General features: G+C 40.4%; 10 protein-coding genes. 3 read left to right on the top strand and 7 right to left on the bottom strand.

Going from position 1 to position 15,451, the window contains the following annotated elements:
- Positions 1-462: 462 nt before the first annotated feature.
- The 4 genes from avs3b to ACFP56_RS02510 form a co-directional block, all read right to left on the bottom strand.
- Positions 463-1,191 carry an AVAST type 3 anti-phage proein Avs3b gene (avs3b, locus tag ACFP56_RS02495; RefSeq protein ID WP_379230761.1) on the bottom strand — a complete coding sequence of 243 codons (729 nt, stop codon included), beginning with the start codon at positions 1,189-1,191 and terminating at the stop codon, positions 463-465.
- Positions 1,082-7,387 (bottom strand): ATP-binding protein, encoded by a 6,306-nt coding sequence (locus tag ACFP56_RS02500; protein ID WP_379230764.1) that lies wholly within the window; start codon positions 7,385-7,387, stop codon positions 1,082-1,084. The genes avs3b and ACFP56_RS02500 overlap by 110 nt, the downstream gene beginning before the upstream one ends.
- A gap of 53 nt (positions 7,388-7,440) precedes the next feature.
- A complete protein-coding gene (locus tag ACFP56_RS02505) occupies positions 7,441-8,256 on the bottom strand; it encodes an ATP-binding protein (RefSeq protein ID WP_379230766.1) in 816 nt (271 codons plus the stop codon).
- A 421-nt stretch (positions 8,257-8,677) separates the two neighbouring features.
- Positions 8,678-9,217 (bottom strand): hypothetical protein, encoded by a 540-nt coding sequence (locus ACFP56_RS02510; RefSeq protein WP_379230768.1) that lies wholly within the window; start codon positions 9,215-9,217, stop codon positions 8,678-8,680.
- 74 nt (positions 9,218-9,291) lie between these two features.
- On the opposite strand from ACFP56_RS02510, the gene sigK reads away from it, so the two are divergent.
- Positions 9,292-10,008 carry an RNA polymerase sporulation sigma factor SigK gene (gene sigK / locus ACFP56_RS02515; protein WP_379230770.1) on the top strand — a complete coding sequence of 239 codons (717 nt, stop codon included), beginning with the start codon at positions 9,292-9,294 and terminating at the stop codon, positions 10,006-10,008.
- Positions 10,009-10,397: 389 nt separating this feature from the next.
- Here sigK and erm read toward each other — a convergent pair whose 3' ends face one another.
- Positions 10,398-11,231, bottom strand: a complete 834-nt coding sequence (erm, locus tag ACFP56_RS02520) for a 23S ribosomal RNA methyltransferase Erm (protein ID WP_379230772.1) — start codon at positions 11,229-11,231, stop codon at positions 10,398-10,400.
- Positions 11,232-11,814: 583 nt separating this feature from the next.
- Between erm and ACFP56_RS02525 the strand changes: the two genes are divergently transcribed.
- On the top strand, positions 11,815-12,378 hold the full coding sequence (locus ACFP56_RS02525) for an LOG family protein (RefSeq protein WP_379230774.1): 564 nt from the start codon (positions 11,815-11,817) through the stop codon (positions 12,376-12,378).
- A gap of 296 nt (positions 12,379-12,674) precedes the next feature.
- Positions 12,675-13,487, top strand: coding sequence for a stalk domain-containing protein (locus ACFP56_RS02530; protein WP_379230776.1), 813 nt, complete (start codon positions 12,675-12,677; stop codon positions 13,485-13,487).
- Between the two features lie 126 nt (positions 13,488-13,613).
- Here ACFP56_RS02530 and ACFP56_RS02535 read toward each other — a convergent pair whose 3' ends face one another.
- Both ACFP56_RS02535 and ACFP56_RS02540 read right to left on the bottom strand, forming a co-directional pair.
- Positions 13,614-14,909: a DUF4179 domain-containing protein gene (locus ACFP56_RS02535; protein WP_379230778.1), complete on the bottom strand. Its 1,296-nt coding sequence runs from the start codon at positions 14,907-14,909 to the stop codon at positions 13,614-13,616.
- Positions 14,902-15,447, bottom strand: a complete 546-nt coding sequence (locus ACFP56_RS02540; protein ID WP_379230780.1) for an RNA polymerase sigma factor — start codon at positions 15,445-15,447, stop codon at positions 14,902-14,904. Before ACFP56_RS02540 ends, ACFP56_RS02535 begins: the two co-directional genes overlap by 8 nt.
- Positions 15,448-15,451: the final 4 nt, after the last annotated feature.

Genomic DNA, 15,451 nt, shown 5'->3' on the forward strand with positions numbered 1-15,451 from the left:
ATAAAAAGCTTAATTCTCTTTCAATGTAAGTAACTAGCTGCTTACCGTAACAGAAGGCGATCTGATTGCTGTGCTATCGATTTCGGAGAGATCCAGAAATACGAGTAGAAACATCGAACAGTGACAATAAGCTACTTGAAGCCGGTGTCGTTCCAATCTCTCCAAACTGGAGTTAGGGCCACAGCTTTGCTGCGCGGCTGGCCCGACTTCACTGGTAGTGCCTATTCAAATAAGAGAATATATTACTGGAGTGTATATAAAAAGTATGATGATAAAAAAAGAATCAATGGTTATGTAGCAAATAGCCACATAATCATTGATTCTTTACCAGCTTTGGTAAGCTTATAAAACTTCATCCACTTCCCCCTTATCGTCGCGATCACAAAACCCTCTTTCAGATGCCATTAGAGTAAGTAGCAGTGAAGGTAAACTAGTACTGTCCGTCACTCAAGCTCTGCAGATTCATGTCTGCATTCTAATTAGTTCTTTTTTGTACTCAGTCAATAACAATTGGTTTAATTCTGAAAAAGCCTCAAGTTTCTTAATTCTCGAATTTATAGTCTTCCGTTTTTGTTCACTGTGTTTTTGGTCTTCTCCCCAAATATCATCGATATCACTATGCAGATTTCGAAAAATTACAGAAAAATGGTCGCTATCCTGGAGTGCTACTGAATTCTCTAACCATTCGATTGTAGAGTCATCGGTTGCAGCCAATGCAGCTTGTTCAAAAACATATTTCAACCATACGCGTGCGGCTTCATCTATTCCATTGGCTACATTCAGCCACTTTTGAACTTCTTCTGGAACACCTTCCATTGCTTCCCTTTTATTTTCAAAGAAGAAATGGCGATCATTTTCAGGATCAAGTCGAGTTAGTGTACGTAGTATAGGCTCAAAATCTTCAAATGGCCTTGAGCCACTTGGGAACGTTGATCTGTGATCCCATAACTTTAATATCGTTTCAAAACAACGTTGTTCTGCCTCTTGTTTTTCAGCTCCAGTGCTATTCTCAGCTCTTTCAATCTGCTCAGCAATATAATGCGCCATCCAACGAGCAAGGGTGTCAACACCGGGATCCAATTTAAGTTCTTTGACCAGTGCTTTGCCCAAGGTCATAGTACGATTCTGTATCTCTGAGTCTTCCATCTGCTGATAAGATAAATATTTTGCTAAGCGGTGGTTTATATTCATTCGACTCTTCCCTCCACATATTTGATTTCTCTCTATATCTTCTTCTAATTTGAACTTCAATAATTAATTCACTTTGGAATTCAGAACAAAGTTTTTTTAGAAATGAAAGCGATGCTGTTAGTCTATTGCCGCGGCACATTTCCTCATCTTCATGACTATCATGAATAGGCGCCCAGATTTCACAAATTATTGATGCTCTACTCTCATCCGCCAAAGTCCATTCCCTCTTCTCATAATCACATGATATCTTCATTTTCTCAGCGATAGAGTTCCCTATTCTATAAGGAGGGTAATCTACTTTAGCAGAATGTGGATCGAACTCATCCAGACGTTTAGATGCTTCTTCTTGATATACCCAACCTTTAAGTTTAAAGATATCAACATCTATTTCCATTTCGTCTTCTTCGTAATCAGGCAACTTAAAGTCATGCGGATTGGAACATGTACTTAATGCATGTAAAAGTGATTGAGAAGTATTAATTGAGACAAGAGAGCTTGCAATATAGAAACTTTCCGATCTCTCACTATCTCTATCCTCCCAAGATCCGAAAACGTTTAGCCATAGTTCTCCGTTTCTTTCAGATAATATGCCATCAAGAAAATCATCATTTGATATCTCTTCACGCCAATCTGGGTTTCTTACTTCATTAATCCAACCTCTTCTATACAAAGGAACAGGATCTCTACGGTCATATAGCCAATAACCATCACTCCGAGTCAATAAGTGTCTGTGCAACCACTCATACCACTCATCTTCATACCAATCTGAGCTGTGAACAACAGGCATCTTCTCTAGCAGCCTTGAAGCTACAACAAGCATGGCATGATATGATAGATAAAAATTATAATTATCTATTCGCGGGTAACTTCCATGGCTATGATAAGTTCCTTGTTGTTCGCTCGACGATCTCAACAAAGAATAGCGCGGATCATTTCTATAACTACCATCATGTTGCATTTTCCACTCATTAACAACCACATCAGTAGCAAGTTCCTCCACTTGCTCCCCGGTAATTCCAAATAACCGCCCTAATGGTTCAAACCAGTATCTATCAAAATCATACCCATGATGAAAAGTTAAACTAGTATCAATCGTCTCACTAGCATGCCAATAACTATCTCTTGTTTCCCAACGGTCCTCTAATTCAATCTTATCAAATTGACTTTTCCCCACTTTTTGAATCGAGACAACTACTTCTTCCGGGTAAGTCCCTGGCTGAGCCTTCTCGATATTGAGTGCAATATCAGCTGAATATTTTTGAATAAGGATATGAGGAGAAGATTTTAAGGCATATTTATAAAAAACATTACAATGATGCAGTAATATGTTTGGATTATCAATTGATACACGAGCAAGTGAAATTAATAAATATAGCCTTGCATGTAAGTTGTAGAACGGAAATTTATTAGCCCCAAATGCATCAACAGTATCCCTTTCCATCCAATCAATTAAAGCATCGACCTCATCCCTGCATTGAGCTTCTGCGAGTCTACGAACACAGTGAACGGCACGCCATCGTGTTGAAGATCTTGGAGATCCTAAAGCAGACCAAACAAAACCTGAAAAAGCATTTCCCATGTGAACCGGTGGTAACAACAATTGAGACCATGGCCCATCAGCGTACTCAGACTCAATATGTAGTTCGAATCTCGATAACGCGAAGTCAAGTAAATCAGTTGCTTCCTGTGTCGAGACATGTTGCGATGCAATAGTTACAAAGCCAAAAAATGTAGTTGCATGAACTAAATCTCCGTGGGTTGCTAACCCTTCAATAATTCCTTTTTTTATAAAAGGTATATTTTCCGCCCCCAAATGAAGTCGCCTAGTGAAAAAAGAGATTGTTCCCCTTTCCAACAGAGAAGTAGCAAATCTTTTTCCTACGAGTTGCATGATTTGGGGCCACTCTATTTTAATGCTCATTTTGCGATGCCATTCTTCCGGTACTAACATAAGTGCATCATGTATATCATAGAAATCTGCTTCATCTACTTTAAGAAGCTCATAAAAAAACTTCTTTGCTTCACTATCGGGAATTCGATTGTAGACTTCACGCCATAAGTACTCGCTGTTTCGCACAGTCCGAGGAAGTCCATCATAGCGTAGGATAGCTTGTCTTAATCCAATAGATGAAACCAAGTCCAAATCATGAAGCAATTCATTCCAATTAATCGCACTTTCTTCCGACTGTACACGGAGCGAGGCGGTACTTTCTTGGTTAATAGTATTTCCTTCTTCATCAGCAATGTGACGCTTATACGCAATAACTTCTTCCAGCAGGTTACTATGTAATGAGTATTTTTTAGCCATTTCATCAATCTGGTCCCAAACTCCCCCTTCAACTCCGTTTATCCTGAGTTCTCTAATAGCTGAATCAAAAATATACTTTCGGTTAACATGCGATGTTTCCTTCTCTATACATAGTCTTGAGAAATCCCCTATTTCAAACTCAGTCATAAACGCAGAAAGAGACCATGCTACCGTTGGTGCAACGTAGCCGTTTCTTACAAGCTCCTCAGACAAAGCAATTAATTGATGATCAAACCAACCAATTTCCCTGTCCCGCCATCTGCTTAGTGCAGCGATTCCAGTAACCGGAGACAATCGAATACAAGTCCTAACAGCCTCCTCTCTGTCCCAATACTTTTCACGAGCTACATTTTCTCCGATAAGCTCTGCACAACGTATAAATCTGTAAGCTATATCATAAGGCGCAAATTCATCTACTTTTCTTTGGTTAGCTAGGGAAACAACTGCTTCCCATCTCTCGACGATCTCATCACCATATTTCGAAACGGCATCGATAGCGAAATTAAAGTAAACTGCAGCATCATCACGATTTACATTAATCAATGCTCGCGCAAGATCAATATAATAGTTCGCCCTTTCATCTGGCCCAATGTCTGTAGCAGAATGGATTACGTCATAAGCACTTTGTTCAAAATCACGCTTATGTTCAGCTAAGTGGTCTAATCGGAAAGCAGAACGAACTAATTTCAGATGATCAGGAAGAAATATTCTGTTATTTTTTATATAATTTTCATAAAAAGTTCTGACTGACATTTGTCCGGAAAATTTATGAAACATTAAAACGTCACAACATACTCTAGCTACTTCCGTTGGTAAACTATCATAGTCTCTATAACGACTCGCTGTTGCTGATCCTGACTCTTTTTCCACTTTCGCTACTTCATTATCAAAATCAAGAATTCCCCCTACTAAACATCGTACCCGCAGCATATACCAAGGTAACAAACCGTCTATTACTTCTTTTATTTCTCTTATTTTTTGTTCATCCTTATATTTGGTGTTATGTTGTAAATCCTTTGGAAGTAATTCATTAGTATCGATTTCGAGATCTAAAAGCAATACTTTTTTTAATGCCTGGGCACGCATAAAAATTGCACGATCTTTATTATCGTAATCGCTTGTAATAGACCGTGAAGCATTTTGAGGGAAATAATGATTTAGAACTCGTATGATTTTCTCCTTCGGTAACTTGTTTGCTGCGCAAGATTCGAGAAAACAGATAACAGATTGAAGTGTTGTGTCTTGAAAGGTGTCTTCTATTTTTGAAATTCTAGCTCGCTTTGCAGTTAGTAAATCAAGGCAAGTGCAAAGAACATCTGAATTAGGAATATACCCAATATCTAAAGATTCATGTGCGAAAGCAATTATTAAATACTGATTACGTTTACCCAGTTTTGCAAACTGCCTTGCAGCAGATACTTCCCCTAGGTCCATTAGCCGTTTAAACAGCTGCCTAGAAATATGATATATTACTTTCTCAGGGTACCAACTAATAAGGAATTCGAAGGCCCTCTCCACCCCATGTAAATTAAAATGTGTGTATACGAGTTCCATAATTTCTTCATTTTTTAGTTCTTCATGATGAAATCGAATATCTTCTTCTTTTTTCTTATCTCTATCTTCGAAGTATAGAGTTAACCAGTTCTCAGCAGCCCTAAGAAAGCTTCTGGCTTCCCCCCTAAAATTCTTGACTGTTGATAACAACGCTGCTGAGTAAACATTCACTGATCCTTTCCAAGAACCACTAAACAAACGACGAAAAGCAAACTCCTGTACACGTTGTTCATCTTGTAAAGGCGCAATCAGATCAATATTGCTCGTAAGAAGTTCGAGCTGTCTCTTATCACCAGCTACCTCTTCACCTGCTCGTAAAGCTAATTTTATTGCCTTGACAAAACTTTCTTGTTTCAAAGAAGCCTTAAATGCAAATTGAAGGCGGTACACTCGAACATTGCGCTTATCAATCGGATTATCGGGAAGATAATTGTCAGATAGAGCTAATTCAACGAGATCAGTGTACATCCCTGCTTGTAATAATAGAGAAGGCATAGCAGAAGCCACATATGAATACTCGCTAGCCAATGGTTTGATTTGATCAATAAAAAACTCTATTTGTTCCTTCGATGCTGCATAAGTTTCCCTAAACCAAGTCTCCGTAGGCTCATCTCTAAACTGAACCGAGGAATCAGAAAGCCATAAAGGACGTCCCATTTCTGCGACAAAACTTCTTATAGTATACTCCTCAACATCAGCCGCCCTAGCTAGGACCTTCAACGGAATAAAGGGAGGTAATGTCGCAAGACCTACGCAGATAGATTCAATTTGTTTTCTGTAATCATCATGAAGTTTATCCCTTATTGAATCAATTGCAGACATTAATTGTCCTTCTATTTGTTCATCAACAGTGCTTCCAACACTTCCAAGTTTGGAGAATAGTTCAACAATCGTACTACTACTTAAACTTAAAGCATTTGACTGTACACGTGGATTGCCACTAGTAAGCCTATAAAATTCCACTCCATCCTCTTTAGATGCTTGTGGATAATGAGATCTTAAATAATCAAAAGACTCTTTTTCCGAAAATGGCTTCAACTCAAGCTGTTTGATGCTACTAGGCGGCTGGAGTAAATGTATACGCTCCGTTCTACAAAGGGCAACCATTTTAACACCTTCGATTATACGTTCACGGAGAAGTTCATGAGCAAAGCAATTATCATTGAACTCCGCCGCGGCCATTTCAGCATTATCGGCTGCATCTATTAGGATCACTAGGACTGCATTACTATTTGATTTCTTCAAAGCAATAACTGCTGTTTCAATTCTGTCGAGGAACTTTCTTAATATATCTGTTTCAGATGCGCCAGAATTCACTATTAGTGGATCGCAAAGACCTTGTGTAGCCAATTCATTAGCAATCTGAACAAATGCTTGGCGATGGTGATGCCGTACTTCACTTCGATTACGATAACGTCCCCCACCAAAGCAATCATAAGTAACACCAAAAGATCCAACAGGTAACGATTGAATTATTTGACGGGAAAAAACCGTCTTTCCTACACCTCCAGGTGCATGGATGATCAACGGTGCTGCTGATTCTAAAATGGTTTTCAACAGGTCATTATGCTGCTCTCTATGCAGAAGGGTTTCTAGTTTTTCAAACTCAGGTGGAGCTGGAAAGAGATCACGTTCAGATGCAACTTTAAATTTCTCAAGTATTTCTTCACGAACAATTACACCATTGTTATCAGGTAAAGCCTTATCACGAACTAAAGCCGTAATATGCTCTAGCTCAGGATTATCAATACTGCCAGCAATCAATTGTGATATTTCGACATGAAGTTGATGCTTCTGGGTATTGTAGTCTCCCTCTCCGTCCGAGAAGCTAAGACAAGCACAGAACTTTCTTAAATCTTCATCAAATAGCTGTGTATACTTTGAAAGTGTATTTTTATATTGTGAATTAATTTGCTTACCTGCAGCTAATTTCTCTATACTATCTTTAAGGTTTTGATTAATTGGCCGATTGGTGACAATAGTAAAATTCATCTTACCTTTTGTAGTTGTTGTTTCACTAGTAAGTTCTTTAAATCTTGCTGAAAAACCCTCAAATGTTTCTTTGAGATCGCTAAGGTTAAATGGATTATTTTTATGAACAGTTGTGTGCTTCAACTGATAATAGGCGACATCTTGATATCCTTGAATTAAGGAATCCGAATACTCAGATACATCAATTACGTATTCACCTGCCAGCTTACTTTCCCTAGATCCCTCGATTACGATATATTTAATTCGAGATTTAGGGTGTATTAAACGCAGGCAACGTCGAGCAGCCCACCGATAGTGAAAAATGTCGCCGGCTCTTGAATATCTAACAAGTTCATTTTCCATAGTATCCACCTCTGTTTAAATAGCTTTGCAGTTGTTTGAATTTATGAGCATCATCAATGAGTTCGGAACTTATGTGGAATCCCTCTTAGTTGCTTAACTTTCCATAGAAAATCACCATCAACAAATACTTTACACTGGCGTATTGTGGCGGAATATTTTTTATGCCTCGCATCCATAAGTAGTAATTCAAAATCATATTTTTCATCACACAATCCGTATTCATCAATATTAAGCTTTAATGGTTGAGATGAGCTAAACCCAACAAACAGGTGTCCTACAACTTCTGACTTGGGTGATAAGGCTAATTTAAAATCAGCATTATCAGCTCGTTTATTCAGACCGTAAATAGGATGATTGGTTAGTTCTTCCCCATGCTTATTTCGTATTAATAGCTCTCCAGCAATAATCGTAATCGGTAAATTCGTTGTATTCGAAAATGCTACCTCTATAGATGCACACCCATCTGCATCATATATTGCGTGCAAAGATTGTTCCAGAAATCTTATTTCGAATTGACCTTTATTAAGATACATATAATCAAAGTCACTACGCTTTGCTAGGGCATTCATACTACCTTTCCTGATCATGCAGTACCCTTCATTTAGTCGCTCATACTTCTTTTTCAGCATATACGGTTTATTTTCTGTTCCGTGAATTTTAAAAACGCCTAACACTGTCCCCTTATATTCATACTTGAAATAATCAAACTGAATCTCAGGTTCAATGTTATTTAGAATTACTTGTTGGTAGTTTGACGAATCAATAAACTCTTCTGGCTTTATCCCCTTGATTTCTTTTCCTTCAGGCCTATCCTTTACTCCTACTATGATAAATTTATCTCCATCATAACGAGAGTTTGCCATAGCCATTATGTCCACAATCAAGTCGGAATTTTTTCTTTGGAATATTGTTTTTCTTTAAAGTCCAAGTAGTCGCACTCGTATCCGTATTCTACTAATTCATTTATCCTGTCCATATGGATCTCACCCTAAAGTTGTAAATTTGATTTGTACTCAATATGAACCATTCCTAGTTATTAATTCGACATTTTATACTAATATCCTACTTTTCCCAAATCAACAAAAAAATTATCTATATCCAATCTTTCTATAGCCGGTCACATGCTTACTCCAGAGCAATTACTGACGCGCGGCTCGCATAATCTCAGTTTCACCATGGAGAGCTTTAGTTTGATCTGTTGTGCTCCAAATCAAGCTGCTTTTACCATTAATTTAAAACAGAACAACGGTTATGCAGCACATGGCCACATAACCGTCAATTCTTGACTCCTTACCAGCTTTGATGTAGCTTATAGAACTCCGTCCAGTTGCCCTTGATCGTCAAGATCACAACGTCCTCTTTCACAACGCCATTAGAGTAAGTGGCCGTGAGAGTGAACTGGTACTGGCCATCACTCAAGCTCTGCAGATTCACGTCTGCATTCTGGCTGCCGATAAAGCCAGACCAACGTACCTTATTGGTAGAGGTTAGATTTGTCCTACCGATCTTTTTGGCCACAACTTCGACCTTGGTCGCTTTTGTTTGGCTACTGCCGGTATTCGTTGTATCAGCGTCCAGGACAAATCGCTCCCCAGCCCAGAAGGTTAGCTCATCCCGTTTGTTTTTCGGATATTTCTCATTATAGCTTAGTCGATTCTTTTCCCACTCTTCAGTATGAGTCACGTAGCCTTTGACATCCAGTTCACTCACGTTAAAGCTGCGCGTAAGGCTTACAGGATCACTCTTGCCATCAGTGACCGTTTGCTCTACGGTATAACGGCCAGGCTTATTGCCCGTACCTATTTTCTTGGTACAGGCACAACTGGGCAACTACCCACATACATTAGAGAACAGACTACAGCGGCCAATTTTAGGCCCTTGCCAGTTCATCAGGAGGTGGAGCTATGCCCGGTTTTTTTGCATCAATCGCCTTATTTATTAAGCAGTTGACCTTATTAGTGTCTTATGTCAAAAACAATGCTTTTCCACAGCCGTTGAAGGAAGAGGAAGAGCAGTACCATTTGTCGCGGATGGCTGAAGGAGATGTTGAATCACGCAATATTCTCATCGAACATAATTTGCGGCTAGTCGCACATATCGTCAAGAAGTTTGATAATACCGGCGAAGATCAGGAGGATCTGATCTCAATCGGGACAATTGGATTGATTAAAGCAATCGAAGGCTTCCAGCAAGGTAAAGGCACCAAGCTGGCGACTTTTGCTGCGCGCTGTATTGAAAATGAAATCCTTATGCATTTGCGTTCATTGAAAAAAACACGTAAGGATGTTTCGCTGCACGATCCAATTGGCACCGACAAAGAGGGTAATGAAATTACATTGATAGATATATTGGGCAATGAGACGGATGACATTGCCGACCAGGTTCAGCTTGAAATGGAAAAAAGTAAAATATTCCAAAACCTTAGCATATTGGATGATCGGGAGAAAGAAGTGGTCATTACCCGTTTTGGTCTGTTGAACGGTGGCGATGAACGTACGCAACGTGAGATTGCCAAGGACCTCGGCATCAGCCGCAGCTACGTCTCTCGTATTGAAAAACGTGCGCTTATGAAGCTTTATCATGAATTCTATAAGGAAAAGGATAGAACGAAACGGAAATAAAAACAAGCGAAGCCATTGTGCTTCGCTTGTTTTTACGTACGTGTGAATCTTGCTGGAGTTCTCTATGATGCATGGCTATACCGACATCCACGCACTCGCATGGAGTAGGACTTTGCATCGGAACGCAAGCCCCGTTAAAAATTTCAATGCTTTCAATCCACGCACTCACGTGGAGTGCGACTGCCCACACATTTAACCCTTACGCAGCAAGCCTTTGCAAACGCTTTAGTGCGGATCGATTTAAATATACCATAAAATGGACTGTTTCACACCTTGAAAATGCTACAAACCCTTATTTTATACGTGGTGCGGATCTCCCAGGTATTTTATGTGAGCTTCCGATCCGCACCTCGATTACCTACTTTCACCACTTACAGCCATAGCGCCAACTATCTAGGCCAGCGATAAGAAGGAACATGCTTCAGCATCGCATGGAACAACGTACCCCATTGTTCCAATGTGATCTCTTGCGCGGTGTTCTCTCGCGATAACCCCGCTTCTGGCAAGACTCTTTTAAGCTGTGCAGCTGTAAACAATCCTCGTAATGCCTCGCCCACTACTAGTTGAGGTGCGCTCAGCACATAAGCTGCAAATGCTCTGAACCTTTTGGCTTCTTGCATTGGAATCAAAGGCTCTTGTCTTCGCGTAATGCTTATTAGAGCCGCATCCACTCGTGGTGGAGGGGCAAAATGCGTTCGGGGAATTACGCTGTCCAGCTTAAAGATGAAAAACATTTTCCACATCAATAAACGCGTATCACGTGGAGCCTCCCCGGTGAATCGCTTCGCTGCTCCTTTTTCCACAATTAACACGGCTTTCTGCATAGCCTTGCCCTCTGCTCCAAGCAGCTTTTCTAATATCGGAGTTGTAATCGAGAACGGAATATTCGCAACGACGGAAAATGGCGAAGTGGGCAATCGAAATGTTCGAATATCGGCTTGCACAATTGATACATTAGAACTTTCAGATGCCAGTACCTTATTCCGTAGCAGCTGTGAAAAGGTCGCATCAATTTCTACTGCGATCACCTTGCCTGCTTGCGCTGCTAACGGAAAGGTAAGCCCTCCTTTCCCAGCACCAATGTCAACTACTGTATCATTAGGCTTCAATCCCGCAACTGCAAGCATTCGCTTAATCGTTTTGGGGCTGTGAAGCAGATGCTGTCCCGTAAAATTTTCCTGAGGACGTTTATTTCGATGAATTCGTTTAGCTTGCTTATTCATATCAATCAACCCTTCCTATATTGGTTTGAACCCGCGACAAAAAAACCGCAGGCATAAGCCTGCGGCGGGTAAACGAAAATATAATAGGAAGCCATTACATGTTGATTGCATACGCAAACAAGCCTTTGCCTCTAAGCTTGAAAGGCAAAAGTTTAATTAAGATAGAATGCTAGCAAGACACAAAAAAAGAGACATAGAAATACTGTCCCTCATTATCCGTATATGCTTTCAGATATCCTAAAATGGGCAGACCGATTCCGTTTTACTCCGCTCGCAGGCAGAGTCTTTGTTCACTATTTAATTAGTTAGACAAAGTAACAAAACGTAATCTTCCGTAAGTTATAACACCCATTGTTAGGACAACCCTCCATTCCTATAATTGCATTTAGCTTAACATAAATACAAAGGTGTAGCAATGCTTTTCGTGGTCTGATCCACCTCTATTGAAAGGGATTTATACATAAACCTATAGCTGCAAACATACTTTTTATGTATCCATCCTTCTTAACCATCCGCCGACTTGCTCAAGCCCACAAGGAAAACTATACTGTAGTTATGACTTGATACAGAATGGAGAGTTGCTATGAAACGAATTGCTGTCTATTGCGGTTCCAGTCTTGGAGCTTCTCATGATTACGAAAAAGCAGCTATTGCACTTGGCCATGAATTAGTGCAAAACGACATCGGGCTAGTCTATGGCGGCTCTCGCACTGGTTTAATGGGGGTTATCGCTAATGCTGTTTTAGAAGCTGGCGGCGAAGTGATTGGCATCTTACCCACCCATCTCGCGCAACGTGAAATTGCACATGAACAGCTTACTCAGCTTATTACAGTCGATACGATGCACGAGCGCAAACACCAAATGATCGAGTTATCCGATGGTTTTATTGCGATGCCAGGTGGTGCTGGCACGATGGAAGAATATTTTGAAGTTATTACGTGGAGTCAGATCGGCCTGCATCACAAGCCATGCGGTTTACTAAATGTTAAAGGGTATTACGATCCGTTGCTTCATTTCTTTGAGCATATGGTACAAGAAAAATTTGTACGCCCCGAGTATGCTGTGCTGAATCTGGTCTCTGATAAACCGCAGGAGCTTCTACAGCTAATGCGGCAATTCCAACATCCTGATATAGGCAGCAACTAATCTTATATAAACGAATCTCAATCAAAAAAAAACGCTGAGTAGCTTTTTAAGCACTTAGCGTTTTTTTTCTCTAACCTCATTGCTTCACACAATGCTGCCTACGGCCGACTTACATATTTTTTTAATTCTAGTTGCTTCAGATAGCTGGCCGCAAATTGCTCGAGTATTTTTACATTTCAACCTGTATACAATAATTTCCCAATTCAGGGTGAAGCTGCAACTTTACGATTGGGTTAACGTCTAACCATATAATAAGCATAAACAACATCAACCATCGTACTGGAGGAAGAATACCTATGAAAAAGTGGTTTGCTGCAACACTTGCTTCAGCTATGCTGGCAACTTCTATTTTGGCAACCTCTGTATTTGCCGAAAGCTCCATTGAACCTTTGAATGTAGGAAAATTGCAGGACAGTCGGTTACTTATTCCGATTCGTTATATATCCAATCAATTGGGCGCTCAAGTTGTTTGGGATAACGACACTAAACGTATAACCGTTTATAATGACGCGAATACCATTGAGCTTACCGTTGATTCTCAGAAAGTGTTAGTCAATGATTCAGAGATTACGCTTGAGGTGCCAGCTAAACTTTACTATGGAGGCTCTACCTATGTGCCGTTGCGCTTCGTAAGTGAAGCGCTAGGAGCAAAAGTTTCCTGGAATCAACAGACTCAGCAAGCTACCATTACAGCAGCTAATAAGCAAATCGTAGTAGTTGGCATTGCTCCAGTCCAGCCTGTGCCCAAACAAGCAGCTACGACAGCACGTATGCAGCAATTGAATGATAAGCTGAACGAAGCAATTGATGTTTCGACTCTTACTCAAATTCGAGTCTACTTCCAGCCGTATTTCACTGACCGTTTTATTAATCAAATTATTCAGAACAAAGGCCTGCTTTACAATTACAAATATACAGGGTTTGCCGAATATATGCCTTTTTACTCAAGCTCTACAACCGCAGATGCTACTCAATCTATAGAAATTGGAACCAATCATTTTAGAGATATTGTAACTATGGAGCGTGTTAGCACGTTGGTTTTTGAGAATGGGACATGGAAGGTAGATTCTGTAGCGTTTCGCAAGGTTGAAACCCCTATTTCACCATAATAGTGTCAAGCATTGCAAATAAGCCGTCGATTGCCCCGCAAAACGCAGAGCAACCGACGGCTTACTGTTATTTAACGACTTATATTATAGACGGCTTATCGCGCTAAAGGACGATTAGCAAGATGTTTAATCAACCTTAATCGGAACTTTGACATCATAGCTTTTCAGCAAATGCATACCTTTAATGTGCAAGTATTCCGGTGTGTCCAACGTATCGAATACAATTGTGCGCTGCTTAAGCAGCTTACCATCCAGTTCCTTTTCCAATCGTTGATTCACCGTCGTGTTCAGCTCGATGCTGTCTTGTTTAGTCTGAATATAAACGCCCTCAAGCATCACATCTTCTTCTGTTGTAATGGTAATTTCCAGCTGCTCCGATGTCGTTTTTAATTCATCAATCCACAACTTCTTGTCATGACCCAATGAGTAAGGGCTATCATCCAAATTCGTCAGTGGAATTGCTGTATTCATTTCCTCATAACCTACAAACTTGGAAACATGCAGCTCCAACGAATGAAGCGGCTGTGGCAATGCATCGTATCGAAGCTCAAACGTTCTTCCAGTTAGTGAGGTACTATAACCACTCCCAATCACCTCTACTGGCTTGCCATTAGCAATTAATAGGATTTCGTTATTAGCTATTGGCATTCTATCGAAGTTTTTAACCTTCATTTTTCCTTCGACTAATGTCATCGTTGGTGTCGCCTGTATCGAGTTGAATGTAATCGAACCTTGGTCAACCGCAACGGTTTCTTTGATCGACTGTTTCAGCACAGACTGCATCGCCTTATTTGGATTGTATGAAAATTTAAGCTGTCTATCCACCAACTGACCGTTAGGGGCGTTTTCCCAATAATTGAGCGTCAACGTTTTGGCAAAAGGGTTTACATTCTGGAACGTGTACATTCCTTTTAGCTCCGTTGCATCCTCGTTCAGCATAGCAGTTCCACTTATCATCCGCGAATTGGTAAAAAACCCTTTAATGTTGTGCGGTCTAAACTGACTGCCACTCGTTTCGCCCAGGCCATCTTCATTAGATAAGGTGTAATACAGAATCAATTGATTAGAATCTGCCATTATGCCATCAATCGTTAACTCCGTCCCGTCCAACAGTTGAGTCGAGATATTGATCACCTGTCCCATTCCTTGCTCATTTAATTCCTGTAGCGTGCTGTTGAATAACCCATCAAATCCAAGCAGCTTTTTGCTATAGTAGGCTAACGCATTATAGTTGCTGCTCAAAACGACTAGACTAAGTACGATCGCCGCGGCTGCAAATTTCCAGAGTGCCGGCCGCTTTTTCGCTGTTCTGGAGGGAAGCTTGTCGAGTGCATTTCTTAATCGCATGTCCATATCCTCAGGAGTCTTTAGCGCTTGCAGCTGCTCACGCTGCTCATGTAATCGCTGATCGATTTTATCCAAATTGACCACCTCCATATCGCTCTTTTAATTTTTTTAATCCTTGAAAAACTCTTGATTTCACTGTACCGACTGACGTATTAGTTATACTCGCTATCGTTTCATAGTCTAGATCATGCCAATACTTCAATTGAATCGCCTCTTTTTGATGCTCATTCAGTGAAAGCAGCATCTGATCCATGTCCATTTGCTGGTCACTTTTCTTATAAGGATCGTAGGATGCTGCAGCGAGCTTGACATCTTGTCCTTCCAACAGGAGATCATCCTGAAAAACCAGCCTATTTCGCTGCTTCAGCATACCTTTGCACGTATTGACCAGTACCGTCTTGCTCCAGCTGTAAAATGCTTTTTCTGATTTTAATTGATCTATTTTTTCATATAGAATAACAATCATTTCCTCCAGTGCATCCATTGCGTCATGCGGATTTCCCATATAGGTGTAAGCCAGACGGTAATAAGCATCCTTCTCTGTCATAATTAGCTCTAGCAAGGACTCTTTGTTTCCTTTTTTGGCCTGCTTCACCAGCCGTACTACGTTCATGCCT

Origin of the sequence: Paenibacillus septentrionalis (assembly GCF_042659865.1) — a bacterium.
Taxonomy (GTDB): domain Bacteria; phylum Bacillota; class Bacilli; order Paenibacillales; family Paenibacillaceae; genus Pristimantibacillus; species Pristimantibacillus septentrionalis.